Here is a 25,834-nt window from a genome sequence, read left to right as displayed (position 1 = left end):
TGGAGTATTCGTCAACAATTTCCCGTGTTAAAGGCGTGATGGAGACTCTTTTCATGTCCGCTGCGTTTCCCGGTGTTGAAGATTATCCCCCCGGCCTTCACGTTCTTTCGTCCAACGCCCCGGAGGCTCTGGCGGACGCCCTGGCCGGAATTCTGTCGAGCCCCGGCGACCCCCTTGCGCCGGAAATCGTGCTGGTCCAGTCCGTGGGGCTTTCCCGCTGGCTTTCGCTGGAACTCGCCAAACGGGCCGGAATCTGCGCCAACGTACGCTTCGTGTTTCCCAACGCCTACCTGAACGAGCTTTTCATGGCCGTGATACCCGGCCTGACCCGCGAGGACGGCGGCCTTTTCACGCCGGAGACCTTAAGGCTCCGCATAATGAAGCACCTGCCCCTTCTTCTGGATCACAAGGCCTTCGGGCTTCTTGCCCGTTACCTTGAAGACGACGCGGACGGAAGGAAGCTCGCCGCCCTTTCCGGGGTGATAGCCCGCACCTTCGACCGCTACATGCTCTTCCGGCCCCAAATGATCGAAAACTGGGATCGCGGCCAGTGCGGCCACTGGCAGGCGGAGCTGTGGCGGCGGGCCAACCGGGGGATTTCCAACCTGTCCCGCCCTGCCCTTCTGGAAAGGTTTCAAAGGGCTGCTGGCGGACTCGACCATTCAAACCCGGCCCTTCCCCGCAGGCTCAGCCTTTTCGGCATATCCGGGCTTCCTCCCTTTCATTTCGCCGTGTTTTCGCGCCTTGCGGAAATCATCCCGGTCCACCTCCTGCACGCCAACCCCTGCCGGGAATACTGGGCCGACATAGTGAGCGAAAAGGGCAAGGGCAGGCTTCTAAGGAAGGCCCCGGAAAGAAGCCCGGATGACCTCCACCTCGACCAGGGCAACAGCCTTCTGGCGCAAATGGGCAAGCCCGGAGGCGACTTCCTTTCCATGGTCCAGGAAAACTCCATGTGGGAGGAGGATTTCCGGGAGCCGAACGGCGACACCCTGCTTTCCATCATCCAGAAGGACGTGCTGAATCTCGCCGAACCGGCCCTGGACGGAAATCCGCCCCGCGCCCTTTCCCCCGGCGACCTGAGCATCGAGGTTCACGAAACCTCAGGCCCCTTGCGGGAAATGGAGGCGGTGAAAGACCTTCTTTGCGATCTTTTCGAGAAGAGCCCCGGCCTTTCGCCCCACGAGGTGCTGGTGGCGGCCCCGGACATTTCCGTTTACGGCCCCCTGATCGACGCGGTTTTCGGCCTGGCCGGGGAAGATGCGCCCAGAATACCCCACACCGTGGCGGGAGGGGGCCTTGCCGAAGCAGGCGTCCTAAACGCCCTCAAGGCCGTGCTGGACACGGCGGAAGGCAGGTTCGAGGCCTCGGAGGTGATGGACCTTCTGGCCCTTTCACCGGTTTCGGCCAGGTTCGGCCTTTCCCAGGCCGACTGCGAGACCCTGGGCCAGTGGGTTTCCGAAAGCCGGATTTACTGGGGCATGGACGGCGATCATAAGAGAAGGCTGGGTCTTCCGGCGGAGCACGCCAACACCTTCAGATACGGCCTTGACCGGCTCTTTCTGGGCTTTGCCATGACCGGGCGGGACGAGGGCTTCTCCTTCGTGGATGACGGCCCCGGCCTTTCCGGCGACGGCCCCGTAAACGGCCCCCTGGCCGAGGAAAAACTGGAGCTTTTTGACGGGATCGCCCCCCTTTCCGCAGTGGAGGCGTCGGACGGGCGGCTTCTGGGGGTTCTGGCGGAATTCGTCGAATCCCTGTTCTCCCTGGCGGAAAAACTGGCCGGGCCGGGGACCATTCCCCACTGGGCCTCGCTCTTTTCCGAAACCGCCGAACGCTTCCTGCTTCCGGGCTCCTTTGATGCGGGAGCCATGACGGAGTTCAGGCAGTCACTGGCGGACATGGCCGGGCTTTCCCGGCGCTTCGAGGTGGACGGCCTTTTCGGGGCGGACGCAGCCAGGGCGATTCTGCTGGAAAGCATGGAAAAGCCGCCGTCCTCGGCGGGCTTTCTGCGCCAAGGGATCAATTTCGCCTCCCTTGCGGCGGCCAGGGGCATTCCCTTTAAGGTGATCATCCTGTGCGGCATGAACGAGGGTGACTTTCCCCGCTCCGATCTTTATCCGGGCTTCGATTTCATGGGCCTTTACCCAAAGCCGGGGGATCGGTCGGGCCGGGAGGACGACCGCTATCTTTTCCTGGAAACCCTCCTGTGCGCACGGGAAAAGCTCGTCATCACCTACGAGGGAAGGTCCCTTAAGGACAATTCCCAAAAGGAGCCGTCCCCTTTGGTGAGCGGTCTTCTGGACTACGCGGACGCCAATTTCTCGGCTCCGGGGCATGAAAAAACCCGCGACGCCCTTCTGGTGGAGCACAGGCTGAACCCCTGGGCTTCGGATTATTTTTCGGGCGAGGGCGGAAGGCTCTTTTCCTACGACTCCCACGCCCTGGCTGCTTCCCGCGCGGCATCCGGCCCGCGCGCCGCCCCCCCGGTTTTCGCCCCCAAGCCCCTGCCGCCCGTGGGCGAAACCCTCACGGAGCTGCCTATAGCGAGGCTGGTGCGGTTTTTCGGCGCGCCCCAGGAGTTTTTTGTAAAGGAGAGGCTTAGGTTCGATCCGAAAGAATCGGGCGAGGAGTTCATCGACACCGAGAGCTTCGAGCCCGACGGCCTGGAAAGGTACACTATCTTTCAAACCGTTCTCGGAAAGCGCCTTTCAGGGGATGAGCCGGAGGACTGGCTTCCCAGGATCGAGGCCCTGGGAATTCTGCCCCACGGAAAAGGCGGGCGGCTCGTGTTCGACATGGCCGCGCGGGCCATGGCCCCGGTGGCCCGAAAGGTGAAGCCCTGCCTTAAAAGCCTGCGGGAGCCGGTTTTCGCGGACATCGGGCTTGGCGGGTTCCGGCTTTCCGGCAAAATTTCGGGCCGGGTGGAAGACGGCGTCATCCTGCACCGGGACGGCCTTCTCCTTTTTCGCCCGGCCCCGATAAAGCCCAAGGACATGCTTAAGGCCTTCATCCATCATCTCGCCCTGTGCGCGACTTTCGCCGACACGGCCTCTGAAACCACAACCCTTGCCACGGACGGCTCCTTCGCCCTGCCGCCCCTTTCGCCGGAGGAAGCCCGTGAACGCCTGGGCGTACTGCTTGAAATCCACAGAAAGGGACTGAGCGAGCCTCTCCTGTTTTTCCCGAGCTCGTCCCTCGCCTACGCCCAGACCCTTTACAAGGAAAAAGACGAGGGCAAGGCTTTGAAGGCCGCGCAAAAAGCCTTTCTCAGCACGGATTTCGGAAGAGGCGAAGACGCGGACGCGGCAGTCAGCCTCTGCTTCAAAAACGCCGCCCCCCTGGAAGAGCCGCTTTTGACTGATTTCTGCGAAACCGCCAGGGCCGTGTTTTCGCCCATCCTGGCTCTTTGGGAGAAACTGCCATGACGGACCCTTCGGCTTCCCGCGATGATGCGCCAAGGGCAGTACCCCTTCTGGACCCCATGGCAGTGCCCCTTTCGGGCTCCCACCTGGTTGAGGCCGGGGCCGGAACCGGAAAGACCTGGCAGTTGACCAGCCTGTACCTTAGGCTTCTGGTTGAAAGGGATTTTCCAGTTGACAGGATACTTGCCGTCACCTTCACCAGGGCCGCCACCCAGGAGCTTTCCGGGCGCATAAGGGCGAGGCTGGCCCTTCTGCGCGACGCCTACAAGGGGCGCGGCTGCGGGGGCGACAAGGTGGTGGAGGCCCTGGCCCAAAGACATCCCGAAGACGGTCCGGGCCGGGTGGAGCGGGCGCTCGCGCATTTCGACGAGGCGGCGATACATACCATCCACGGGTTCTGCCAGAGAGCGCTGACCGCTGCGGCCTTCGAGAGCGGGGCGGGCTACGGCGTGGAACTGGCCGCCGAAACAGGCGAATTCATTACCGCCGTGGCACGGGACTACTATCGGGCGAACTTCTACGGCGCGCCGGAGGAGTTTTTACTCTACGCAAAAAACGAAAAGGACGAGAAATACGATAAAAAGGAGAACAAGGATAAGAGGAAAAAAATCGACCCCCGGCATTTCTCGCGCCTTCTTGGCCTTTACCTTCGCCATAATTCGATAATCGTGGAGGGAAGGGACGAGCGCCCGGAACTTGCCGCGCTCGCCCCTTTCAAGGAAAGCGCCGCAGGGGTGAGGGCAGCCTGGGCTTCTGCAAGAGAGGAAGCGGAGGCCCTTCTGCGGGCGGCGATAAAGGAAAGGAGCCTCCACGCCACCTATTACAAGGACGCAATCCTGGATTCCATGCTTTCGTACATGGACGAATACTGCGCAGGAGCCCAGCCTGAATTTCCGCTAAGGGACATATTCGAAAAATTCACCGCCAACAAACTTACCGCCTCGCTGAACAGGAAAAAGGCCCCCTTGGAGCACCCCTTTTTCGATCTGTGCCAACTGGCCTGGGCTCTCGGAAAAGACCTGGAGGCCCAGTGCGGACGTTTTGCGGAGCACCTGGACCGGGAGTTTTTCCCCTTTGCCGAAAAAGCCCTCAAGGCGGCCAAGGCGAAGAAGAACGTGCAGTTTTACAACGACCTGGTGTCATCCCTCGCCCGCGCCCTTGAAGGCCCCGGCGGCGAAGCGGCGGCCAGGGCGGTGGGAGGCCGCTTCGACTGCGCCCTGATCGACGAGTTCCAGGACACGGACCCCGACCAGTACTCAATTTTCCAGGCCCTTTTCGCAAGGCAGGGCAAGCCCCTTTTCCTCATAGGCGACCCCAAGCAGGCCATCTACGCCTTCCGGGGGGCGGACGTTTTCTCGTATCTCGCTGCCGCCCGCAACGCCGACGCCATCCACACCATAAACCACAACAGGCGCTCGGACCCGGCCCTGGTGGACGGGGTGAACGCCCTGTTTCACCGCCCGGCCCGGAACGAAGGCGAAAGGGACATGCCTGTGGCCCCCTTCGTTCTTCCTGGAATCGGCTTCACCCCGGCCATTGCCGCTCCCGGAATGGAAAGGCCCAAGCTGATCCTTCCCGAAAAGCTCCCCCCACTTGAAATCTGGCTCATGGACCCGGAAGGGAAAAACAAGCTCGGCGTGGAGGACGCCAAAAAGACGATTGTTGCGGCCCTCGCGTCCAGGATCACACAGCTTGTGGCCTGGGGGAGAAGGGGGGAGGCGAGGCTTGGGGACGAGCCTTTGGGCGAGCGCCACATGGCCGTTCTGGTGCGCAGCCATCCCGAAGCCCGCATGGTGGAGCGGGCGCTCAGAAGGGCCGGTATCCACTGCGTGCGCTACAGCACGGAAAAGCTCTTTTACGCCGAGGAAGCCAGGGAAATGCTGGCCCTAACAAGGGCCGTGGCCCGGCCCTCCGATTTGAAGGCCATGAGGGCCGCCCTTGCCACCACTATAATGGGGCGCGACGCCATCGAACTGGCGAGGCTCGTTGAAGAGCCGGATGAGTTCGGGCTTCTGGGGCAGGAATTCCGGGCTTTGCGGGCGCTTTGGGCCAGGCGCGGCTTCGCGCCCCTTTTCAGGGCATTGATGCGCCGGGAAAACGTCTTTCCAAGGCTCCTGGCCCTGGAGGACGGGGAGCGCCGGGTCACCAACCTGGTCCACCTTGCCGAGGTTCTTTCCCAGGCGGAGCGGGAAAGGGGCCTTGGGCCGGAGGCCCTGGCCGACTGGCTTTCCCGCGCAATTTCCGGGAAAGAGACCGGCGGCGACGAGCTTCTCCTCAGGCTCGAAAGCGACGAGGAAGCCGTCAAGGTGGTGACCATCCACGCCAGCAAGGGCCTGGAGTATCCCATCGTTTTCTCGCCCTTCCTCTTCGCCAAGCTCAAAATCGAGTCCCCGGCCATCTTTCACGACCCGGCCAGGGAAAACCGGCTGGTCATGTCGCTTGTCGGGCCAATCGACGAGTTGAGCCTCAAAAAGGAGACCCTGGCCGAAAGGCTGAGGCTTTGCTACGTGGCTTTAACCCGCGCCAGGAACCTTTGCACCATGGCCTGGGGACCAATCAACGGCGCCGGTGACAGTGCCCTTGCCTGGCTCCTTCACGGGCCTTTAAACGAGGGCGATGACGCCCTTGGGGAATGGCTTTCCGGGTCCAACGACCGCTTGAAGGACGTGGAACTGAATGAGCTGGAGCAGGCCCTCGCGCCCCTTGTGGAGGCGTCGGGCGGCGCGGTGGGCCTAAGGCTCCCCCCGGATGCCCCGGTTCCTCTGCCGAAGGCTCCGGGCAGGGAAGGCCTTGAGCTAAGGTGCAGGCACTTTTCGGGCTTCATCGACGGCTCCTTCAGGGTGACCAGTTATTCGGCCCTGGCCTCACAGGGCGAGGCGGCATCCGAGGGGCCGGAGACCGGGGATTTCGCGCTCTTTCCCTGGGAATACAAAACCGGACCCGAAAAGGAGGGCCCGCCCGACATCTTTGATTTTCCCAAGGGGGCCGACGCCGGGCAATTCTTCCATGATCTTCTGGAGCACTGGGACTTCACCGTAAGCGACGGGGAGCTTCTTTCCGCCCACGTAAGGGACCGCTTGAAAGCCCACGGCTTTTCCGAAGAATGGGAAGGGCCGGTAAGCGAAATGGTCAACCGGCTGGTAAGCACCCCGCTTTCCCCGAATTTTCCGGGCCTTGCCCTTTCCTCGGTGGGGCCTTCAGCCAGGGTGAACGAGATGGAGTTCGCCTTTCCCATAAGGGGCCTCACGCCCCAAAAGCTCGCTGCGGCCTTTTCTGGAAGCCCCATCATGGCGCGGGTCCCGGAAAAGTTCGAGGACCTGGGCTTTTCGGAAACAGGGGGCTTCATGCACGGCTTTGTTGACATGGTTTTTCTTCACGACGGAAAATATTTCCTGGTTGACTGGAAAAGCAACCACCTGGGAACGAGTCCGGAGGACTATCACCAAAAAGCCCTTTGCCAGGCCATGGGCGAGCACCACTACACCCTCCAGTACCATCTTTACGCCCTGGCCCTTCACCGGCACCTCGGCCTCCGCCTTGAAAATTACGACTACGACCGGCACTTCGGCGGAGTGTTCTACATTTTCCTGCGGGGCGCGGCCCCCGGATTCGGCGTGTTCGGGGACAGGCCCGAAAAGAGGCTGATCCTTGGGCTTAAACGGGCTCTTTGCGGCGAAACCGGCGGCCTTACTGGGGAAGGGACACGGCCATGAACCAGGAAACCGGGCTTTCCCCCCTGGGAAGGCGCTTCGCCCAATTCATGGAAAGGCTGAACAAGGGCCCGGACCCCGCCCTTTACGCGGCCTCGGCCCTCTTGTGCCAGTGCGGCGTGGAGGGCCACGTGTGCCTGGACCTGGGCAGCATAGCCCCGGCCACATGCGAAGCGGCGGGGCTTTCCGCTCCTCCCCCCGGCTCGTGGGCCGAAAGCCTCAAAAAATGCAGGGTGGTGGGCGGGCCGGGGGACTACAAGCCCCTGATACTGGACCATGCGGGCAGGCTCTACCTGGAGCGCCTCTACTCCTGCGAAAAGGGGCTCGCCAGGGCCATTCTTGAAAGAAGCAGGGTCGAAACCTGGGGGCTTGACCTTAACGGGCTGCGTACAAGCCTCGACAGGCTTTTTCCCGGCGACCCCGGCCAGACCGACTGGCAGAAGCTGGCTGCGGCCACTGCGGTATTGCGAAGGTTTTCCGTGATCTCAGGCGGACCCGGAACCGGCAAGACCCGCACCGCAGCCCGGATCATAGCCCTCATCCTTGAGCTTTTCGGCGAAAAGGCCGGTCCCGTCATTTTATGCGCGCCCACCGGAAAGGCCGCCCAGCGGCTTCAAAGCTCGGTGGCCGCAGCCAAAGATGAGCTTTCATCCGTGCTTCCCGAAAGGGTCCGAAAGGCCTTTCCCGAAAACGCGTCCACCATCCACAGGCTCCTGGGCGCCATACCCGGAAAGGCGGGTTTCGCCCACGGCCCCGGAAACCCGCTGGTCGCCGGAACCATAGTGGCCGACGAAGCCTCCATGATCGATCTTTTGCTCATGAGCCGCCTTTTTTCGGCCCTTTCACCGGATACCCGCGTGATCCTTCTGGGCGACAGCAACCAGCTCGCCTCGGTGGACCCCGGCTCGGTGCTTGGCGACCTCTGCGCAGGCCCGGCCAGCGGGCCTTCGGTGGAATTCGCCTCCGTCCTAAAGGCGGCCACGGGCTGCGACCTTGCCGCCGACCCTTCCGCCACCGGGCTTTCGGACGGCGTGGCGCATCTTAAAAGGAACTACCGCTTCGGCTCCGGCTCCGAAACAGCCGTGCTAGCCCGATTGATCATCGAAGGCGACGAGACGGGCGCGGCGGAATTTTTAAGGGAAAGGGCCAATGGCGAAGGTTCCGTCAATTTCGTTGAATATGACGATCCGGCCAGTATATCGGAAATACTCGAAAAAAGGATGCTGGAAGGCTACGGGGCTTTCCTGAAGGCCGCCACCGTTTCCGAGGCCTTGAGCGCCCTGGACAGGTTCCGGGTGCTCGCCGCCCACAGGGAAGGACCGGGAAGCGCTGCCCACGCCAACGCCGTGCTGGAAAGGGCGCTGGTCAAAAGGGGCCTTATCCCGTCCATAAGCCCCGCCTATCAACGCCGGGGAGTCATAATCACCCGTAACGACGGCTCGCTTCGGCTTTTCAACGGCGACTGCGGAGTGATGTTTGATGGCCGGGCCTGGTTTTCCGGCCCGGAAAACGCCCCCCTGTCCTTTTCCCCCCTGGTGCTTCCGGCCCACGAGACCGTGTTCGCCATGACCGTTCACAAGAGCCAGGGCGCGGAATTCGAGGAGGTCCTGATCCTCCTGCCGCCAAGGCCCTCGCAGGTCCTGACCAGGGAGCTGTTTTACACCGCAGTCACCAGGGCCAGGGGCAGGATCACCGTGGTTTCGCCCCTTGCCGTCGCGGCCCATGCGGTAAAAGCCAAAATCAGCAGAAGAAGCGGCCTTTCGGACATGTTGCGGGAAAAATGACAGACTTGTCTGTTTCGACATTTTCCCGTATGTTAGGCGTCGGCTCGGATTGCTTCCGACGCCGTTTTTTTGGGCGACTGAAAACATCGGGGAAAAAAGCATCATGAAATCAAGGCTCATAATTCCGGTTGCGCTGGCTTTTATTCTGGCCGGGCTCTTTGCGGCTCCGGCATACGCCAAGGACGCCCCAAAGCCGGACCACTTCGCCGCAGCCGAGGCCCTGGCCGCTTTGGGCAAGGCCGACGCCGCCCTCAAGGAGTACAGGGCCTACCTCAAGGCCAGCCCCACGGGGTCCATGGCTCCGGCGGCCTGGCTCAAGATCGCGGCCATTTCATCGGGAAAAAATGACGTGGCTGCGGCGCGGGAAGCCTACCGGGCGGTGGTCTCGCGTTTCGGGGACTCCCTCTACGCGCCTGACGCCAAGCTGGGCCTTGTGGACTGCCTTCTTCGGGAAGGGCGCTTCAAGGAAGCCCTGGACGAGGCCAGGCCCCTGGCCGCCCCACCCAACTCCGAAAGGGTGCGGGCCGCCGCCCTGGTCATGGCCGGAAGCGCCAACACCGGCCTCGAACGCCCGGTTCAGGCCCTTGACGCCTTTGACCAGGCCCTTTCGGTGGGGCGCGAACTCAACCGGGCCCAGGTTCTTTCAAAGGTTGAAAAGGCGGCTCTCCTTCTTGAGCCCAATGAACAGGGACCGGCCCTATCCTCGGCTCAAAACTGCATGATCCAGGGCGTGCTGGGAGCGGTCATTTCAGAACGCCTTTTGTCAGAGGGCAACTCGGCTGCGGCAAAGGACACTGCCAGCCGCGTCCTTTCGAGGTGCCCGTCAAACGAACGGGCAAGCAGGCTAAAAGCCGTGATCAACGGGGCCCAGCGAAGCCTGGACTTCAACCCGGCCTCCTTCGGAGTCCTCCTGCCCCTAACCGGATCATACGCTCAGCACGGAAATTCCATCCTGGCCGGGGTGGAGCTGGCCGTCTCCCAGTTCAACTCCCTGCGACCGGAGCGCACCGTGACCCTTATTGTCAGGGACAGCGGCTCCACGGCGGAAGGCACGCGCCTGGGCTTTTCCGAGCTGGCCGCAGCCGGGGTGGCCGCCGTCATAGGCCCCATGACCAGCGCGGACGTCCTCAAAAAAACCACCCGCGACCTGGAAATTCCGGCCATCGTCTTTACGCAGAAGGAGGGCGTCACCGCCCCCGGTTCCTACCTTTTCCGGAATTACGTAACCCTCCCCATGATTTCCCAGGCCCTGGCAGCCTACGGTGTGAAGTCTGCGGGGCTCAAGACCTTCGCCGTCATCCATCCAAACGACAGCTACGGAGCCCTGGCCGCCAAGAGCTTCAGGCAAGCCGTCAAAGCAGCGGGCGGAACCATTTCATGCGTGCGACCCTACGATCCCAAGATGACGGATTTTTCCGACGTGATCGAAGGCTTCCTGGCCTCGTGCGTAAAGCCCGCCAAGGCCCATCCCCCGTCCCCACGGGCTCCCCTGCCCGCCCTGACCCCAGCCGCCAAGCCGGTCCCGGCCAAGCCCGTTTTCGCCTTTGACGCGGTTTTCATACCGGATAAGCCCTCGACCTCCGGCCTCATAATTTCCCAGCTCTTTTATTACGGCGTCAAAAAGCCCGTTTTCGGCACCAATGCCTGGCATTCGGGGAAACTTGCGGAAGTGGCGGGAAACGCCACCGAGGGCGCGGTGATAGCCGACATTTTTTTCCGCGACAGCCAGCGGCCCGAAGTGCGCGAATTCATGACCGACTTCACTGACGCAAACGGACGCCCGCCCGGCTTCCTGGAAGCCCTTGGCTATGACTCGGCCATGATCCTTTTCCGGGCCGCCGCCACAGAGGGCGTTAGAAGCGGAAAAATGCTCAGAAAGGCCCTGGTGGGCGCTTCCTTCGGCGGAGTCACCGGCTCCACCTATTTTGACGACAAGGGCGAGGTGCATAAGGACCTGGTCATTCTTAAGGTCACCAATGGCGGATTTGACGAAGTACCCGGCCCCGGCTTCTTCCGGTAGGCTGCCTGAAAACGCGACCTGCTGCGTCAGCGCGGTCGGGCCGGGTCGGGATGTACCTTTTGTACTATCCCTCCCCGGCCCGACCACGCTTCCTTGCATCTCATCGTTTTCAGACAGCCTACCCCGCGCCGGTGGTGGAGGGGGTAAAAGGCAAAAACAGTGGGCTGGGTGCCGTGCCTGGAAAGGACAGTACGCACCGAAACGAAAGGGATGTCGGCTGCCAAAACCGTAGGTTGGGTGGTTCCGGGCCGAAGGTCCGGGTTCACCCAACGAATACGGCGTTACGGTCACCCTCACCCGGCCTTCGGCCACCCTCTCCCAGAGGGCGAGGGTGGGGTTCGCTACTGGAAATCAATTCTCCCTCTCCCGGAGGGTGTGGGCCGGGGTGAGGGTAAGGCCCGCCGGGCCTCAAAATGAAACAGCCCGTTGACGCCCCGATATGGGAGGCTTCAACGGGCTGTTGCGTTTTGCGGGTTCGGGACGGCTACTTTTTCGCGGCCTTCTTTTTCTTCGCGGGCTTCTTGGCCGCCTTCTTTTTCTGGGACGGCTTGGCCTTTTTCTGGGCCTCCGCCGCCGCCGCTTCGGCTGCGGCCATGTCAAGCTCCTTCACCAGAAGGTCGCTCCTTTTGATCTGCCTGCCGGAAGCCACCATCTGCCCGGTTGCAAGGCCCGCCCTTTTCCACGCTGATATCCAAAAATCGGCTGCCGCGTTGACGCTCACCCCGTAGAGCACGGAAACGCGCTCGTTGGACCTGTCGCCGTAATAATCGATATTGGCGTCGATAAGGCCCTTCATCTTCCGGCCCGGCTCGGGCACGTCCTGAAAACCGTCGTAAACCACCAGGGCCGGGTCAACGTCCGTGGATGAGGCCAGCCAGCCCGGAGACACGGCCTGGGATACCAGGCAGGCCATCACCCCGAAGGCCCTGGCCGTGTTCTCTTCGGTCAGGCGGTTCTCCCGAAGCCTCGCCACGAGGTTTTCATAAACGTTTCCTATGTCTTCGGGGTTTGTCGCGGAGTTGTTGCGGTAGTCGAAGAGCATTCCCGCAGTGACCTTGTCCCAGTTGCCCCAAAGATAGCTCTTCAGTTCAGGGGGCATGAACTCCAAGGTGTCCTTCAACATTTCCCTGCGGGTTTCGGCGTTGAAGGCCCAGCACGGAAGAGCGCCGGACAGGAGAATGGCCCCGAACACCAATACCGCAAAAAACGTTCTTGCCTTCATGACTTTTCATCCCCCCAGAAGGGTATTTGGCATAAAAAACGCGGCGGGCTTTCAGCCCCGGCCCTTTCCTCAAAGGCCGGGCGGCGGAAATTCGCCGTTCGGCATTTTTCAAAAAAGTTCAAGGCTTCCTTGTAGATTTCATAAGTATATAACAGATCGGAAATTTTCGTCAATACCGTTAAAGGGGTCGGGCCGCCCCGCAAAAAGCCCGTTCAGGACCCGGCGAAACCCCTCACCGAATTTTTGAGAAAGATGAGCTCCCGGCTTTTCACGTCTTCGGAAAACCTGTCCCAATGGCGCATCAGCGGGTCCTGGGCCAGAAGGCGGCCTATACACTCGTCCACAAGGTTGTCCCCGATCCGCTCCCCCACGGCCTTTTCCACGATCCCGCGCCACAGAAAAATCTGGTCCCTGTGGGCCAGAAAAAGCTCCCTTGCGTTTTTCCGCACCCCGTAATGGGCGTAGCACACGGTTTTGTCCGAATGGGGAAGGAGGCTGTCCAGGCTGTTTATATAGGTATCGAAAAAAAACTTGGGCGGAGTGGCGGGCCTTATGAAGACCCCGCCGTCCTCGAAGGGGGTGTACATCCCGGCTGCCTCGCCCGCGAAAAGCACGTCGCCATGAACGTAGCTCACGTGATGGGCCGCGTGCCCAGGAGTGGGAAGGGCCAGGATTCCGCCCTCCCCGAAGCCTTCCGCAGGGACAAGGCATTCAGGGGGTGTGGGGCGCAAGGGTCCGTAGGCCCTGGCCGTGTCGCCCAGGGTGGCGAGGCTTCCGGCCCAGAGCTTTTCTGGATGTGCCATGTGGCGGATGCCGGTGGAATGGCACGCCACCTTCAAAGGCCCCAGCCGGTGGACAAGGTCCCCGGTGGCCCCGGCGTGATCGAGGTGGATGTGGGTTAAGAGAACGTTATCGAGCCGGGTTGCGGAAAGCGTATCAAGGGCGTCGATGAGGGCGTCCGCAGTGGAGGCCGGGCCGGTGTCCACCAAAAAGCAGGGGTCCCCGGTGTGGACGAAGACCCCTATGAAATCGGAAAAGCCCCTTATTTCCACCGGCAGGGCGATCCTGTAGAGCCCCTGCCTTATCTCCCTGATTACGGCCTTTTTCATTATTTTCCCGAAACAATCCATATAAGCACGTTGAAAAGGCCGGATGTGAAGCCTGATTAAAAACGATGAAGCGCAAGGAACGCGAGCGGCGCGGGGAGGAATAATACTTTTCGTATATGACGACCCGCGCCGTGATGCGTGACACAGCGATTCGCGTTTTTAGACAGGCTGTTATGGCTGCCAGGAAATGAAATTCCGCAAGAGCGCCAAGCCCGGCTCGCCGCTCTTTTCCGGGTGGAATTGGGTGGCGATGAGGTTTTTGACCCCGATGACCGAGGCGAAGGGCTCTCCGTAAACGGTCTCGGCAAGGGTGTGCTCCGGGTTTTCCGGGCGCGGGTAATAGCTGTGGACGAAATAGAACAGAAGCTCGTCCCGAATGCCGGAAAGGACCGGGTGGGGTTTTGTGGCCTTCACGGAATTCCAGCCCATGTGGGGAACCTTGAGGCGAAGGCCGCCCGATACCATGTTTTGTGAAAAGGCCGTCACCCGTCCGGGGACCAGGCCCAGGCAGGGGGTGTCGTTTTCCTCGGAATATGAAAGTATCACCTGGGTTCCCAGGCAGATGCCAAGGATGGGCTTTCCGGCGGAAAAGGCGTCTTTAAGGGCCTTGTCCAGGCCGTAGCGGCCAAGGCTCTCCATTGCCGAGCCAGCGGCTCCCACTCCGGGGAAAATGATCCGGTCGGCCCTGGAAATGCTATTAAGATCGCGGGTCACCTGGCATTTCGCGCCGAGAAAATTCACGGCCCGCAGAACGCTTGTGAGGTTGCCCGCGTCGTAGTCGATTATGGCGATCACTCTTTTTCCGGCCTTTCAGCAATTTCCAGTTTTTCGATGAATCTGTCGAGAGCCCCTGAAAGAGCGGTGTCCGGGTGGGTTCCCATTGAAAATGACGCAGCCGCCAGATTGAGCAGAAGGTCGCCCAGGGCACCCGATACCGCATTTTTGTCGCCCGTGGCCGACGCAGCCAGAAGCCCGGACAGGCGGTTTTTTACGCCGTCCAGGAGGTTTTCTTCGGGAAAGGGGGAAACCCCCACCCTATGCGCCCTCTCGCACACACGGTAGGCCCGCAGAAGAGCCGGAAGCCCCCTGGGAACCTTGGAAACCACCTGGTGGGGGGTTTTATCGGCGTGCCGGGCGTTTTTCAGCTCGAACCAGCGGCGGCGCACATCTTCGGCGCTTTCGGCCTTTTCGTCGCCGAAAACATGGGGGTGGCGGCGGATCATCTTGGCCGCGTTCCTTCGGGCCACGTCCGCCATGCCGAAAAGGCCCTTTTCCCGGAAAAGGCTCGCCAGGAAAAAGACCTGAAAAAGCACGTCGCCAAGCTCCTCGCAGACGTCGTCGGGGGCCCCGTGGTCAAGGGCCTCCAAGAGCTCGAAGGCTTCCTCTATAAGATAGACCCGCATGGTTTCTGCGGTCTGGACCCTGTCCCAGGGGCAGCCGTTTTCGCCCCGCAGGGTCTCCACAAGCTCGCAAAGTTTTGAAAGCGGCTCTCCGGGATCCCCGGAGATCGCTGTTTCAGCGTCGGTCATAAAATTCATTTTCATGGAAAATGGCCCGTGATCCGTTCCTGGCCGTCACGTTCCGGTTTTTTTGGCCTGCCAGGCAACCTTCAGGGTTTCCAGCTTTTCCAGGAACTGGGCCCTCCAGTCGGCCGGGGCCAGTTTGGCGACCCTCACGGCAACAAATGTGACCCTTGGGGCGACCTTGGAATTTTCCAGCACGACCGATTCCCCTGTGGGGCTGAACACCGTGAAGGCCAGGAGGATGATGCTGCACTGCATGGAGCCCTTCAAAAGGCCGAACAGCGCGCCGAACATGCGGTCCATCCATCCCAGTTGGGCCACCCTGGCAAGGGTCTTTATCCCCCAGCCAAGAAGGCTCACTATGAAGTAAATGCTGAAAAAAATGGCCAGAAACGCCACGATCTTGGGGTAATGCGGGTGGGTGACCCAGGCCGATTCGGGGTTTTTCACCCATCCGGCCAGGCCGGAGGCCATGCCCACGTACCAGTGCCGGGCGGCCCAAAAACCCGCCACAACGCCCAGAATCGAAGACGTTTCGCTTATGATGCCCCGGAAATAGCCGCGCACGAGACCCCAGCCCAAAAGGCCCAGCATGAACAAGTCGAGAATATTCATGGTCGCTCCCCCTTTTTGACGTATTCTGGCATTGCGAGGGCCCGGCGTCAAGGTGAAAACCCGAATTTCAGGCTCTGAACAAACTGTCCCGTGTTGACATAAGCATGTGTTTCAACCTATTGTGAGCCCATATCAATCATGCGCGGAGCCAAAAAGTGAAAAAATCCATATTCACGGTCTTGTGTTTCTGTTTCATCTTCACGTCCTGCGCCACCAGGGCGGTGCACAACCAGGTTTCGGCGGAGTACGAAAAAGGCGGCGAAACCTATATATTGGACGTGCCGGTGCGACTGCAGGAAAAGGGGCCGTGCTGCGGAAGCGCCTGCCTGGGAATGGTCATGGCCTACTGGGGGCTTTCCCCGGAGGCCGTTTCCGCCCTTCTGGCCTCCCCCTGCCCAAGGGAGGGTTTTTCCGGCGAGGAACTTTGCGGGGTGGCGGCTTCGGTGGGGTATTCCGCAAGGGTGTATTCATCGCGCATCGACGACCTTTTCGGGCATCTTTCCGCCACCCGCCCCGTAATAGTCATGATGGGCGAGGAAGGGCGGCGGCACTTTGCGGTGGCGGTGGGCTATTCCAAGGACAGGAGCCGGATCATTTTAAACGATCCCGCGCATGGCCGGGTCTGGCTCGATTCGGAGGATTTCGCCGACAGGTGGCGCAAGGCGGCCAATTTCGCGCTTCTGGCAGTGCCCCAGGGCCAAGGCAAATGATCGACATGCCGGGCCAGGAACTTCGGGCATCTATGCCGTAAACCGTCCGGCTCAGTTTTTCAGCAACCTATCAACCGGGGGAGGATCAATGAAAACGGGGAAAAGCATTTTAAGGATAATCAGCATAGTATTATGCGCCATCCTCCTGGCCGGGTCCGTTCCGGCGGCTTCCAGCGCCGAGGTGGTGAAAAGGGCCTCCGACGCGGCCACCGTCATTGAAAAAGGCCAGGCTGCGGGCGAAGTCATTTCCCAGGAAGCGTCAAACGCCGGTGAAATCGCGGCCCAGGACCGGGCCGGGGCCGACCAGGTTCAAAACCTCGCCCAGATGAGGGCAGGAGAGGATGATGACGAGAAAAAGCCAAGCTACTACTGGACCACGTTTTACCTGGTAGGAAGCGCGGTGCTCATCATGGTGCTTGTGAGCGGAATCTGAAACAGCCGGGTTAAAGCCCGCCGCTTGGTCAAAAAGGCCCCGGACTTCTGAAAGGCCGGGGCCCTCATCAATGGCTGGCGCAAGGTCTTTCTCTGGCAGTAGTCAGAAGGGTATTTTCCCGTCAAAAATTCAGGGGTCGGCAGCCATCCACATGGCCGCCGACCCCTTTTTTTTGTTTCAGGCCGCCCTTGCCCCAAAATCCAGGCCCCGATATCACCGCCCCGAAACATCCGTAAAAGCATCTCCGCAAAATTTTTCCCCAATGCCCGCCGCCGCCACCCATGCAATCAGCCCGTCCGCCTAGCCTACCTGATATTTTTGCCCCTGGCGGGTATGATAAGCCCGTCATTCTAAAGTATTGCTTAAAAAAAGGGCCATAAGCACATCAATTCTGTTACCGATTGTTTCATAAGAGAGAAACAGCTAGTTTTTCTAAATATTTTCTACATAATAATCCAATATATGAATTGAATATGAAAATGATTATTATTCAGTGGGCCATATATCCATTCCCAGGCGAGGCATTCGGGAAGGAAATGGTATTCATATAATTACTTCTCTTTTATCATACTTTTCATGATGAAACAATAAATTTTGATCAAAAAATAACAGGTATGAAGACACCGGGGAAGAGACGACCGTGAAGAACTCATTCCCCTTAACCGGTACGAGTACAGGCAACATAGGCATTGGCGGAAAAGAGGCGGACCTGTTTTTCAACATCAACACCAAAAGGAGCATTCGTCATGAAAGGACAAAGAGAGGCAAGAGCGCCATAGGCCCGCACAGGGAAAGGAGGCTTTCGGGTCAGCAGCAACACTGGAAGAACAGAGCTTCACAAGCCGCAACAACCACAAGAAAAGGAAGAGCGAAATGCAAAAATCAAGAATCCTCATCGCAGCAGCCATCATCCTCGCAGTCTTCGCCGGCCAGGCAATGGCCATCGGCACCCCCGCCGGAACCCCCATCAACAACGTGGCCACAGCCACCTTCGAGGTGGGCACCCAGACAGTGAGCCAGAACTCCAACGTCAGCACCATCATAGTGGCCGAAATTTTAAACGTGACGGTCACCTGGCAGGATGCCGCAAACGTGGTGGTGCAGCCGGGCGACGCCAACAAGGCCCTCTACTTCACCGTAACCAACACCGGTAACGGCTCTGACTCCTATACCCTGGCGGGTCTTTCCGCAGGTATCGGCGGCGACAATTTCGACCCGTCGCTCCTCGACCTCTACTTCGACACCAACGGCAACGGAGCCTATAACGCAGGCGTAGACACCCAGTACATACCCGGTGTGAACGATCCCGTTATCGCCGCCAACGGCTCCATCCGCATCCTGGTTCTAAACAACATCCCCTTGGGCCTTGCAGACGGTAACCTTGGCAACACCCGCCTCACCGCCGCATCCAAGACCGGCACCGGCGCTCCCGGAACCGTTGTGGCTGGCGCGGGCGAAGGCGGAACCGACGCAGTGGTGGGCTCCACAGGAGGCGATGACGCCAAGCTCGGAACCTACGTGGTGTCCAACGTGGTGGTGACCATCACCAAGACTTCCTCCATCCTCGATCCCTTCAGCGGCAACCAGCCCGTACCCGGCGCGGTGGTCACCTACACCATCTCCGTCGTCGTGGCGGGAAGCGGGACGGCGGCCAACATGAAGATAACCGACTCCATCCCCGCAGGCACCAGCTACAACGCGGGAACCCTTACGCTCAACGTGAATCCGCTCACCGACGGCAACGACGCGGACGCGGGCGACGTGGGCGCAACCACCCCCGGCGTGGTTACCGTCGAGTTAGGCAACCTCACCTCGGCCTCCCCCCAGCAGAACATCACCTTCAAGGTGACGCTCCAGTAAGGAGTAACAAGCCATGAGAAAAAGCATCATAGCGTTTTTCGCAATAAGCTTTCTGGCCATTTCCGCTTTTTCAGCCTTTGCCGAAACCAGGGGAGCCATTGAACTCACCTCCCTGGCTGAAAAGGAAGTTGTGGTGACGGACGCTTCCGGCAAGGCCGTGAAGAAGCTCGTTGCCGCCGAAAAGGTTATACCCGGCGACGAGATAATCTACTCGGTGTCCTTCAGGCACGTGAGCGACAAACCCGCCGAAAAGGTGGTCCTCGACAACCCGGTGCCGGAACACATGATCTACGTTCCGGGAAGCGCAGAAGGCAGGGACACTTCCATCACCTTTTCGGTGGACGGCGGAAAGACCTATCACCCGGAAAAGGACCTTAGGGTCAAAAAGGCCGACGGAACCTATCGTCCCGCGATGCCCGAAGATTACACGGGCGTCCGCTGGACCCTCAAAAAAGCCGTCAGGCCCGGCGAAAAGGGCAGGGTGAGCTTTAAGGCAAAGCTCAAGTAGGAAAGTTCAGCATACCGGTGAATTGAGCGAACGTCCGCAAAGCTATCGGGCCGGACGTTCGCCCGGTTCGGTTTAAACGGGGGACACCCCCCCTTCGGAATCAAAGGAGAAGGAATCATGCAGACAAGAAAATTGATGGCTATGGCAACGGCCATATTTCTCATCGCCGTCTTCGCAACCAGCGCTTACGCCGTGGGCACCCCTTCGGGAACCAGCGTGGCGAACCGGGCAACCGTAAATTACGCGGTGGGAGGCATAGGCCAGACCGCCATCGAAAGCTCGCCAACGGGCAACGCCACCGCAGGCGCGGGCAACGGAACCAACACAACCTTTCTGGTGGACACCAAGCTAAACCTCACCGTGGCAGCAACGGACGTGGCCGCAGTGCAGGTCACCCCCGGCTCGGTCAACCAGGTGCTCACCTACACGGTCACCAACACAGGTAACGCCACCCAGGACGTTCTTCTCTCCACCCTGGACGCCGCCGGCCACGAACCCTTCGCCCTTACGGATAACTTCAACGCTGGCAACGTGAGAATCTTCGCTGAAAGCGGGGCCACCCCCGGTTTCCAGGCTGCCCAGGACACCGCCACCTACATCGACGAGCTGGTCAGCACCGGCGCTTCCAGCACCCGCACGGTTTACGTGGTGAGCGACATCTCCCTTGCCAGGGTCAACGACGACGTTTCGGCCATTGACCTCGTGGCCCAGGTAGCGGTGGGCGGAGGCGTGGGAGTCCAGGGCGCGGCCATCGCCACCGACGACGCGACCAACCCCGATGTTCCGGGCACCGTGCAGACAGTGTTCGCGGACGCGGACGGCCCCAACGACAATCTCCACGACGGCATCCATTCCGCTCCCGACGCCTACCAGGTCGTGACGGCGCTTCTCACCATCACCAAGACCTCCGCCGTTGTCTGGGACCCCATCAATCTCGCGGCCAATCCCAAGGCCATCCCAGGCGCGCGGGTTGAGTACACCGTGTCCATCGCCAACACCGGCGCAGCCTCGGCCACCAACGTGGTGGTTTCCGACAGCCTGGCGACGGAAATCGGCAACGGAACCCTTGCCTTCTACACCGACGGCTACGGCGCTGCCCAGGGTATAGAGGTCACCGCCCCCAACCTTTACGGTGGAGCCGCAACGGCCCTGACCAACGCTGGAAGCGACGACGAGGGTGATTTCGGAGTGACAACCGCAAACACCGTAACCGTAACCGGCATAACGGTGGCTTCGGGCCAGACCGCCACGGTGACATTCATGGTTGAAGTGCAGTAAGAGGGAAAGATTCAACCGGTGAAACGAAGAGTCGGCATAGCGGCGGGGCTGTTGGGGAAAAATCGGGTTTTTGCGCCCGATTTGCGCCCACGCTACCGCTCTGCCCACTTTTTCCCCGTGAAGGCGGCAAGCGCCCTTGTCTGGCTGCTTGCCGCCTTCACAGCCCTTTCCGTTTTCGCGGGAAGCGCCCTTGCCCTGCCCGCCGGAACCGTAATAACCAACACGGCCAGGGCCACCTATTTCGTTAACGGCGTTGAAACGGAAAAATTCTCCAACACCAACACCATAGTGATGGTGGCGGCCCGCACGGCGTCCTCCATCAGGTTTTTGCACTACGCCCCGAACACCGCCCAAAGCGAGCCGGTCATGGTTCGCGTGACCTTCGGCGGGAGCGTCAATGCGGGCGGCCCCTTTTCGGCCCTTGCCCCGCCCATGCCTGCGGGAAAAACCGAGGCCATCGATCTTTCAAATCCCATCCCGCTTTGCGCCGACAACCCTTGCATCTGTCACGCTGGCGAGCCATTGTTCATAATGGTTTCCGACCAGGATCAGAACACCGACCCCGATACCGCCCAGACGGTGATCGTAACCGTGGTTTCAAACGGAGACACCGAGGTCCTGAGCCTTACGGAAACCGGCCCGGACACCGGGATTTTCGCGGGATACATCCAAAGCGTTTCAACGGCTTTCTCCACGCCGGGCAACGGATTCCTGACCGTCAAGACAGACAGCGTAATCACCGCCACCTACAACGACCCGGTTGACGGAAGCGACACCGCCTCTGCTGCAAGCCTTGTGGACCCCTACGGCGCGGTGTTCGATTCGGCCACGGGCCAGCCCGTTGACGGAGCCACGGTTACCCTGATGAACGCCGACACCGGCCACGAGGCGGCAGTTTACGGCGACGACGGGGTTTCCACCTTCCCGGCCACCGTGGTTTCCGGCGGGTCGGTCAGGGATTCGTCAGGCCGGGCTTATGATTTCCCGTCAGGCGGTTACCGTTACCCCTTTGTCCCGCCCGGACGCTACAGCCTTATCGTGACCCCGCCCGAAGGTTATACGGCCCCAAGCGTGGTGTCCGCCGAAAACCTGCAAAAACTCTCCGGCGCGCCCTTTGCCATAGTGAACGGCTCAAGGGGCGAGGTCTTCACTGTGAGCCCCGGCCCGGCCCTGCGCCTGGACCTTCCGGTGGACCCCAAGTCCGGAGGAATTTTCCTCACCAAGACGGCAAGCGAGGACACGGCCTCGGTGGGCGATTTCCTGTCCTTCACCTTAAGCCTTTCAAACGGCGGCAAGGCTGCCCTGGGTTCAGCCGTTCTTTCCGACAGGCTTCCCCTGGGTTTCCGGTACAAAAAGGGCAGCCTTAAAATCGACGGCAAGAAGGCCGCAGACCCTGGGGTGTCCAAGGATGGCCGCACCCTCTACGTTCCCCTTCCCGATCTGGCTTCGGGGGCCGCCACGGAAATCTTCTACGTGGTGGAGGTCTCGGCAGGGGCCAGGCCCGGAATGGCCTACAACGCAGCCGTCGCCACCGGCAAAAACGCGGCATCGAACAAGGCCGTGGCAGGGGTCCTGGTGAAGGACGCCTTTTTCAGGGACGCCGCCTTCATAGTGGGACGGGTGGCGAAGGACTCCTGCGGAAAGGACGGGGAGGCCAGGGGCGAAGGCGTTTCCGGCGTGCGGGTCTTTCTGGAGGACGGCTCCTTTTCGGTGACAGATAAACTTGGCCTCTTCCATTTCGAGGGCGTGAAACCCGGCGTCCACGTGGTCCAGATGGACCTTGCAAGCCTTCCCAAAGACCTGGAACCGGTGCCCTGCAAGGGCGATACAAGCCTTGCTGGCCGATCATTTTCCCGGTTCGCGGACTTGGCCAGAGGCTCCCTCTGGCGGGCGGATTTCAACCTCGCCAAAAAACCGGAGCCCCAGGGAGAAGTGGGCGTCATACTCTCCGGCAAGCGCGGCAACGATTCCACGGGCTGGGCCGTCTGCATCACAGGCAGGGCCGCCCACGTAAAGAACCTCTCGGTTATGGCCGTGCTGCCCGAAGGGGCGCAATACATACCGAAAGAAGGCATGGAAGAGCCCACGGTGACGGGCAACATCTTGACGTGGCGGCTTGGGGCGTATTCCGGGGACTGGACCCGCTCGATAACCTTCCTGGCCAAGCTCCCCTCGCCGGACGGCTCGATGGAGGTCAAGACCCTGGCTGTTTTCGACCCACCCGGAGACGCCAAAAAGGTAAGCCTGCCGGTGGCGCTTTCGCTGGAAAAACCCGGCGACTCACTCACCAACAGGGCCTCGGCGGGTGTGAAACAGCCTCCCGCCGTGTCTTCGGAAGAAACCGGGGGCTCCGGGGAATCCGCAGAGCAATCCCTTGACCCAGCGTGGCTGGCGGGGGCGGAACCGGGTTTCGAGTTCGTGCTGCCCCGCGAGGGATATCTTCCGCCCATTCCCAGCATGAAGGCGGCCATCAAGCACGGACCGGCTGAAAAGATCGAGCTTTTCGTGAACGGCGCTCCTGTTGACAGGGCCAACTTCGAGGGCACTTTCAAGAACCAGGACCAGACCGTCTTTTTAAGCTCCTGGGGCGGCGTGCCCCTCATCGAGGGTGACAACGTCCTTGATGCGGTGACCTACGACGAAGCGGGCGCGGAAACTGGCCGCATCAGCCGGGTTATCCATTATTCCAGCCCGCCCGTGTCAGCCCGCTTTCTGCCGGAAAAAAGCGTTCTTTCAGCCGACGGGCGCAACCCGGTGGTCCTTGCCTTCGCCCTTGCGGACAAGGACGGCTACCCGGCCCGCCTTGGCGTGGTGGGAACCTTTTCCGTGGATGAGCCTTACGCCGCCTGGGAGGACGCCAAGGCCGCCGACCAGGACCCCCTTGCCCGCACCGACGAAAAGCGCGCCGTCTACACCGTGGGCGAGGGCGGAGTGGCCCTTATAAAGATTGCCGAAACCTCCAGGCCCGGCGAGGCGGTGGTGCGCTTTCCGTTCTCCACTGGCGAGGTGGAGGCCAGGGCCTGGATTCTTCCCGAATCCCGCGAGTGGATACTGGTGGGCCTTGCGGAGGGCACGGCGGGCTGGAGCGCGGTTTCCGGCAACGTGGAGAACCTTTCGGACAGCTACGCCAAGGAGGATTTCTACAGTGACGGGCGACTGGCCTTCTTCGCAAAAGGCAGGGTAAAGGGAAGCTGGCTCCTTACCCTGGCCTACGATTCGGGCAGGGACGGCGAGGACGACGCCCAAGCCGCCCTTTTCGGCCAGGTCGACCCGGACGAATATTACACCGTTTACGGCGACGCCTCAGTTTCCGGCCAGGCCGCCCCAAGCCGGGAAAAGCTCTTCATCCGCATCGAACGCGACAGGTTCTATTTTCTGTACGGCGATTTCGACACGGGCCTTTCCGTCACCGAGCTTTCCCGCTACTCCAGAAAGGCCACCGGGGCCCAGGTGCGCTACGCGGGCGAGCGGTTGGAGGTTTCGGCCTTCGCCACCCGCACGGGCCAGAATTACGCAAAAGACGAAATTCCGGGCGACGGCACCTCCGGCCTTTATCACCTGTCCCAAACAGGCATCGTGGAGCATTCCGAAACAGTCTCCATTGAAGTGCGCGACAGGCTGCGAAGCGAAAAAACCGTCTCCACCGCCCGCCTTTCACGGGACAGCGACTACACCATCGATTACGACACCGGGGCCATCTGGTTCAAGGAGCCGGTAAACAGCCGCGACGAAGGCATGAACCCGGTCTATATAGTGGTGGAATACGAGACAACCGGTACCCAGAGGGACTTTTCCTACGGCGGCAGGGCGGCGGTGAAGGGCCTGGGGGGCCGGGTGGAGGCGGGCGTCACGGCGGTTCACGAGTCATCGGGAAACCTCGAAGGCGACCTGGGCGGCCTTGACCTCACCGTGGCCATCGGCAGGAAGACCACCCTCAAGGCCGAAACAGCCGCCACTCGCAAGGACGAAGGGGAAGGCGAAGCATCCGGCGCGGCCTCCCTCTTGGAGATCAGCCACAAGGGCGAGCGGCTGACCGCAGAGGTCTACGCGCGCGAGCATGGGGTGGATTTCGGCCTTGGCCAGCAGAGCGTGAGCGAGGCCTCCACCAGAAAAATCGGCGCAGATGCCCGGTACAGGGCGGGCCAGGCGCTCGACCTGGAAGGCTTGGCCTATCGCCAGACGAATCTCGAAACCGACGCCGTGCGCGACGTGGCCGAGGCAAAGGCGCGGTACTCGCTGGGAAGCGGGGCCATATCGGCGGGCTACCGCCTGGCCCGTGACGAAATGTCCGACGGCAGCGAAACCACGGTCCAGCAGGCCCTTTTGGGGGCTTCGGCCAACCTCTGGGCGGACCGGCTGCGGCTGCGGCTCGACCACGAGCAGAACATGACCGGCGAAAGCGGCAACGCGGACTTCCCCACCCGCACCATACTGGGCGTGGATTACAGGCTTTTCCGCTCGGCCACGCTTTTCGCTGAGCAGGAATTGTCAACCACCGACGACGATGACACTCAGCGGACCCGCATGGGGGTAAAAAGCACCCCCTGGACCGGCGGCAAGGTGGAGACCGCCCTGGAAAACAGGTACAGGGAAAGCGGAGCTATGCTTTTCGCCATCCTGGGCCTTGGCCAGAGCGTCAGCCCGCTTCCGGGGGTAAAGCTCGATTTCTCCTTCGAGCAGGGCAGCACCATGAGTGGCGGCGGGGCCGCTGCCACCGCGCAGCCGGCGTCCTTTCCGTCTTCCGCGTCAACGGACCAGGAGGATTTCACGGCATTTTCGGCGGGAGCCGCAAAAAGCTCAAAACTGTGGAGCACCACATCCAGAATCGAGTACCGCACAAGCGATTCCGAAGACAAGTGGGGCGTTAGCCTCGGCTTCTACGGCGAGCCGGTGGAAGGCGCGGGTTTTTCGGCGGGCCTCAAATATTTCGACACCGACCGCGCGGACGGAAACGGCAACAGCAGCGCCGACCTGCGCTTCGGTTTCGTGTGGCGGCCGGAAGGCGCAAAGCTCATCATACTGGATAGGCTGGACCTTATATGGGAGGATGAGGCGGGCTCCGGCCAATCCACCGAAAACCACAGAATCGTGAACAACGCCAATTTCAACTTCCTGCTTGGGCCAAAAACCCAGATGGATGTAAAATACGGCGCGAAATACGTGCTTGCCGGTTTTTCCGGCGACCGCTACAGCGGCTTCACGGATTTTATAGGAATCTCGGCCCGGTACGACATAACGGAAAAGTGGGACGTGGGCTTTTCGGGCGGCATCCTCCACGGCTGGAACGCGGGCCTTTATGAATACACCATTGGCCCCAGCGTGGGAACCACCCTGATGGACAACGTGTGGGTGAGCGTGGGCTACAATTTCGCAGGCTTTGAGGATGAGGACTTCTCCTCAGCCGGGTTCACCGCCCAAGGGCCGTACATCCAGTGCAGGATCAAGTTCGACCAGCAGACGGCCAAGGAGTTGGTGAAGCTGTTTTCGGAATTCTGACAGGCTGACCAAAAACGCGAACTGCTGTGTCACGCTTCACAGCGCGGGTCGGCATGTACGAAAAGTACTATTTCTCCCCGCACTGTTCGCGTTCCTTGCATTTCATAGTTTTTGGTCAGCCTGTTGTGAGCGAGCTGTGAA

Annotated in this window: 15 protein-coding genes; 10 read left to right on the top strand and 5 right to left on the bottom strand. The window is 60.9% G+C overall.

Translation table 11 applies throughout. The features are described 5' to 3' along the window. Window positions 1-53 precede the first annotated feature (53 nt). The 4 genes from recC (at window position 54) to HZB23_11530 (ending at window position 10,939) form a co-directional block, all read left to right on the top strand. Window positions 54-3,428, top strand: a complete 3,375-nt coding sequence (gene recC, locus HZB23_11545; protein ID MBI5845290.1) for an exodeoxyribonuclease V subunit gamma — start codon at window positions 54-56, stop codon at window positions 3,426-3,428. Continuing rightward, entirely contained in the window at window positions 3,425-7,138 is a 3,714-nt protein-coding gene (recB, locus tag HZB23_11540; GenBank protein ID MBI5845289.1) for an exodeoxyribonuclease V subunit beta, read from the top strand. Before recC ends, recB begins: the two co-directional genes overlap by 4 nt. Beyond that, complete coding sequence (gene recD / locus HZB23_11535) at window positions 7,135-8,919, top strand: exodeoxyribonuclease V subunit alpha (GenBank protein MBI5845288.1); 1,785 nt, start codon at window positions 7,135-7,137, stop codon at window positions 8,917-8,919. The genes recB and recD overlap by 4 nt, the downstream gene beginning before the upstream one ends. 103 nt (window positions 8,920-9,022) lie before the next feature. Then, the gene (locus HZB23_11530) at window positions 9,023-10,939 is read left to right on the top strand and encodes a penicillin-binding protein activator (GenBank protein MBI5845287.1); all 1,917 of its coding nucleotides are present in this window, start codon (window positions 9,023-9,025) and stop codon (window positions 10,937-10,939) included. Window positions 10,940-11,423: 484 nt separating this feature from the next. On the opposite strand, the gene HZB23_11525 is transcribed toward HZB23_11530, so the two are convergent. The 5 genes from HZB23_11525 to HZB23_11505 all read right to left on the bottom strand — a co-directional run bounded on the left by HZB23_11525 (window position 11,424) and on the right by HZB23_11505 (window position 15,408). Next, window positions 11,424-12,161 (bottom strand): hypothetical protein, encoded by a 738-nt coding sequence (locus HZB23_11525; protein MBI5845286.1) that lies wholly within the window; start codon window positions 12,159-12,161, stop codon window positions 11,424-11,426. Between the two features lie 212 nt (window positions 12,162-12,373). After that, window positions 12,374-13,270 carry an MBL fold metallo-hydrolase gene (locus HZB23_11520; protein MBI5845285.1) on the bottom strand — a complete coding sequence of 299 codons (897 nt, stop codon included), beginning with the start codon at window positions 13,268-13,270 and terminating at the stop codon, window positions 12,374-12,376. 171 nt (window positions 13,271-13,441) lie between these two features. Further along, a complete protein-coding gene (gene hisH, locus HZB23_11515; GenBank protein MBI5845284.1) occupies window positions 13,442-14,065 on the bottom strand; it encodes an imidazole glycerol phosphate synthase subunit HisH in 624 nt (207 codons plus the stop codon). After that, window positions 14,062-14,814, bottom strand: coding sequence for a MazG family protein (locus HZB23_11510; protein MBI5845283.1), 753 nt, complete (start codon window positions 14,812-14,814; stop codon window positions 14,062-14,064). Before HZB23_11510 ends, hisH begins: the two co-directional genes overlap by 4 nt. 30 nt (window positions 14,815-14,844) lie before the next feature. Beyond that, window positions 14,845-15,408, bottom strand: a complete 564-nt coding sequence (locus HZB23_11505; GenBank protein ID MBI5845282.1) for a CvpA family protein — start codon at window positions 15,406-15,408, stop codon at window positions 14,845-14,847. A 155-nt stretch (window positions 15,409-15,563) separates the two neighbouring features. Here HZB23_11505 and HZB23_11500 point away from each other — a divergent pair, with 155 nt between their 5' ends. The 6 genes from HZB23_11500 (at window position 15,564) to HZB23_11475 (ending at window position 25,693) form a co-directional block, all read left to right on the top strand. Beyond that, a complete protein-coding gene (locus HZB23_11500) occupies window positions 15,564-16,118 on the top strand; it encodes a C39 family peptidase (protein MBI5845281.1) in 555 nt (184 codons plus the stop codon). 88 nt (window positions 16,119-16,206) lie between these two features. After that, complete coding sequence (locus HZB23_11495) at window positions 16,207-16,551, top strand: hypothetical protein (protein ID MBI5845280.1); 345 nt, start codon at window positions 16,207-16,209, stop codon at window positions 16,549-16,551. Between the two features lie 873 nt (window positions 16,552-17,424). After that, entirely contained in the window at window positions 17,425-18,411 is a 987-nt protein-coding gene (locus tag HZB23_11490; protein ID MBI5845279.1) for a hypothetical protein, read from the top strand. Between the two features lie 13 nt (window positions 18,412-18,424). Continuing rightward, a complete protein-coding gene (locus HZB23_11485) occupies window positions 18,425-18,919 on the top strand; it encodes a hypothetical protein (GenBank protein MBI5845278.1) in 495 nt (164 codons plus the stop codon). Window positions 18,920-19,036: 117 nt separating this feature from the next. Beyond that, a complete protein-coding gene (locus HZB23_11480; GenBank protein MBI5845277.1) occupies window positions 19,037-20,197 on the top strand; it encodes a DUF11 domain-containing protein in 1,161 nt (386 codons plus the stop codon). 18 nt (window positions 20,198-20,215) lie between these two features. Further along, window positions 20,216-25,693: a DUF11 domain-containing protein gene (locus HZB23_11475; GenBank protein MBI5845276.1), complete on the top strand. Its 5,478-nt coding sequence runs from the start codon at window positions 20,216-20,218 to the stop codon at window positions 25,691-25,693. The last annotated feature ends 141 nt before the right edge of the window (window positions 25,694-25,834 follow it).

This window comes from Deltaproteobacteria bacterium, from assembly GCA_016235345.1.
In the GTDB taxonomy this organism is placed as follows: Bacteria; Desulfobacterota; Desulfobacteria; order Desulfobacterales; family Desulfatibacillaceae; genus JACRLG01.
Note: the sequence above shows the minus strand (reverse complement) of the source record. Positions and strands in the feature narration are given on the sequence as shown.

Bases quoted from the DNA above. Each gene is read 5' to 3' on its own strand.
- recC (MBI5845290.1), top strand. From the start codon at position 54: ATGTCCGCTGCGTTTCCCGGTGTTGAAGATTATCCCCCCGGCCTTCAC.
- recB (MBI5845289.1), top strand. From the start codon at position 3,425: ATGACGGACCCTTCGGCTTCCCGCGATGATGCGCCAAGGGCAGTACCC.
- recD (MBI5845288.1), top strand. From the start codon at position 7,135: ATGAACCAGGAAACCGGGCTTTCCCCCCTGGGAAGGCGCTTCGCCCAA.
- HZB23_11530 (MBI5845287.1), top strand. From the start codon at position 9,023: ATGAAATCAAGGCTCATAATTCCGGTTGCGCTGGCTTTTATTCTGGCC.
- HZB23_11525 (MBI5845286.1), bottom strand. From the start codon at position 12,161: ATGAAGGCAAGAACGTTTTTTGCGGTATTGGTGTTCGGGGCCATTCTC.
- HZB23_11520 (MBI5845285.1), bottom strand. From the start codon at position 13,270: ATGAAAAAGGCCGTAATCAGGGAGATAAGGCAGGGGCTCTACAGGATC.
- HZB23_11510 (MBI5845283.1), bottom strand. From the start codon at position 14,814: ATGAAAATGAATTTTATGACCGACGCTGAAACAGCGATCTCCGGGGAT.
- HZB23_11505 (MBI5845282.1), bottom strand. From the start codon at position 15,408: ATGAATATTCTCGACTTGTTCATGCTGGGCCTTTTGGGCTGGGGTCTC.
- HZB23_11495 (MBI5845280.1), top strand. From the start codon at position 16,207: ATGAAAACGGGGAAAAGCATTTTAAGGATAATCAGCATAGTATTATGC.
- HZB23_11490 (MBI5845279.1), top strand. From the start codon at position 17,425: ATGCAAAAATCAAGAATCCTCATCGCAGCAGCCATCATCCTCGCAGTC.
- HZB23_11485 (MBI5845278.1), top strand. From the start codon at position 18,425: ATGAGAAAAAGCATCATAGCGTTTTTCGCAATAAGCTTTCTGGCCATT.
- HZB23_11480 (MBI5845277.1), top strand. From the start codon at position 19,037: ATGCAGACAAGAAAATTGATGGCTATGGCAACGGCCATATTTCTCATC.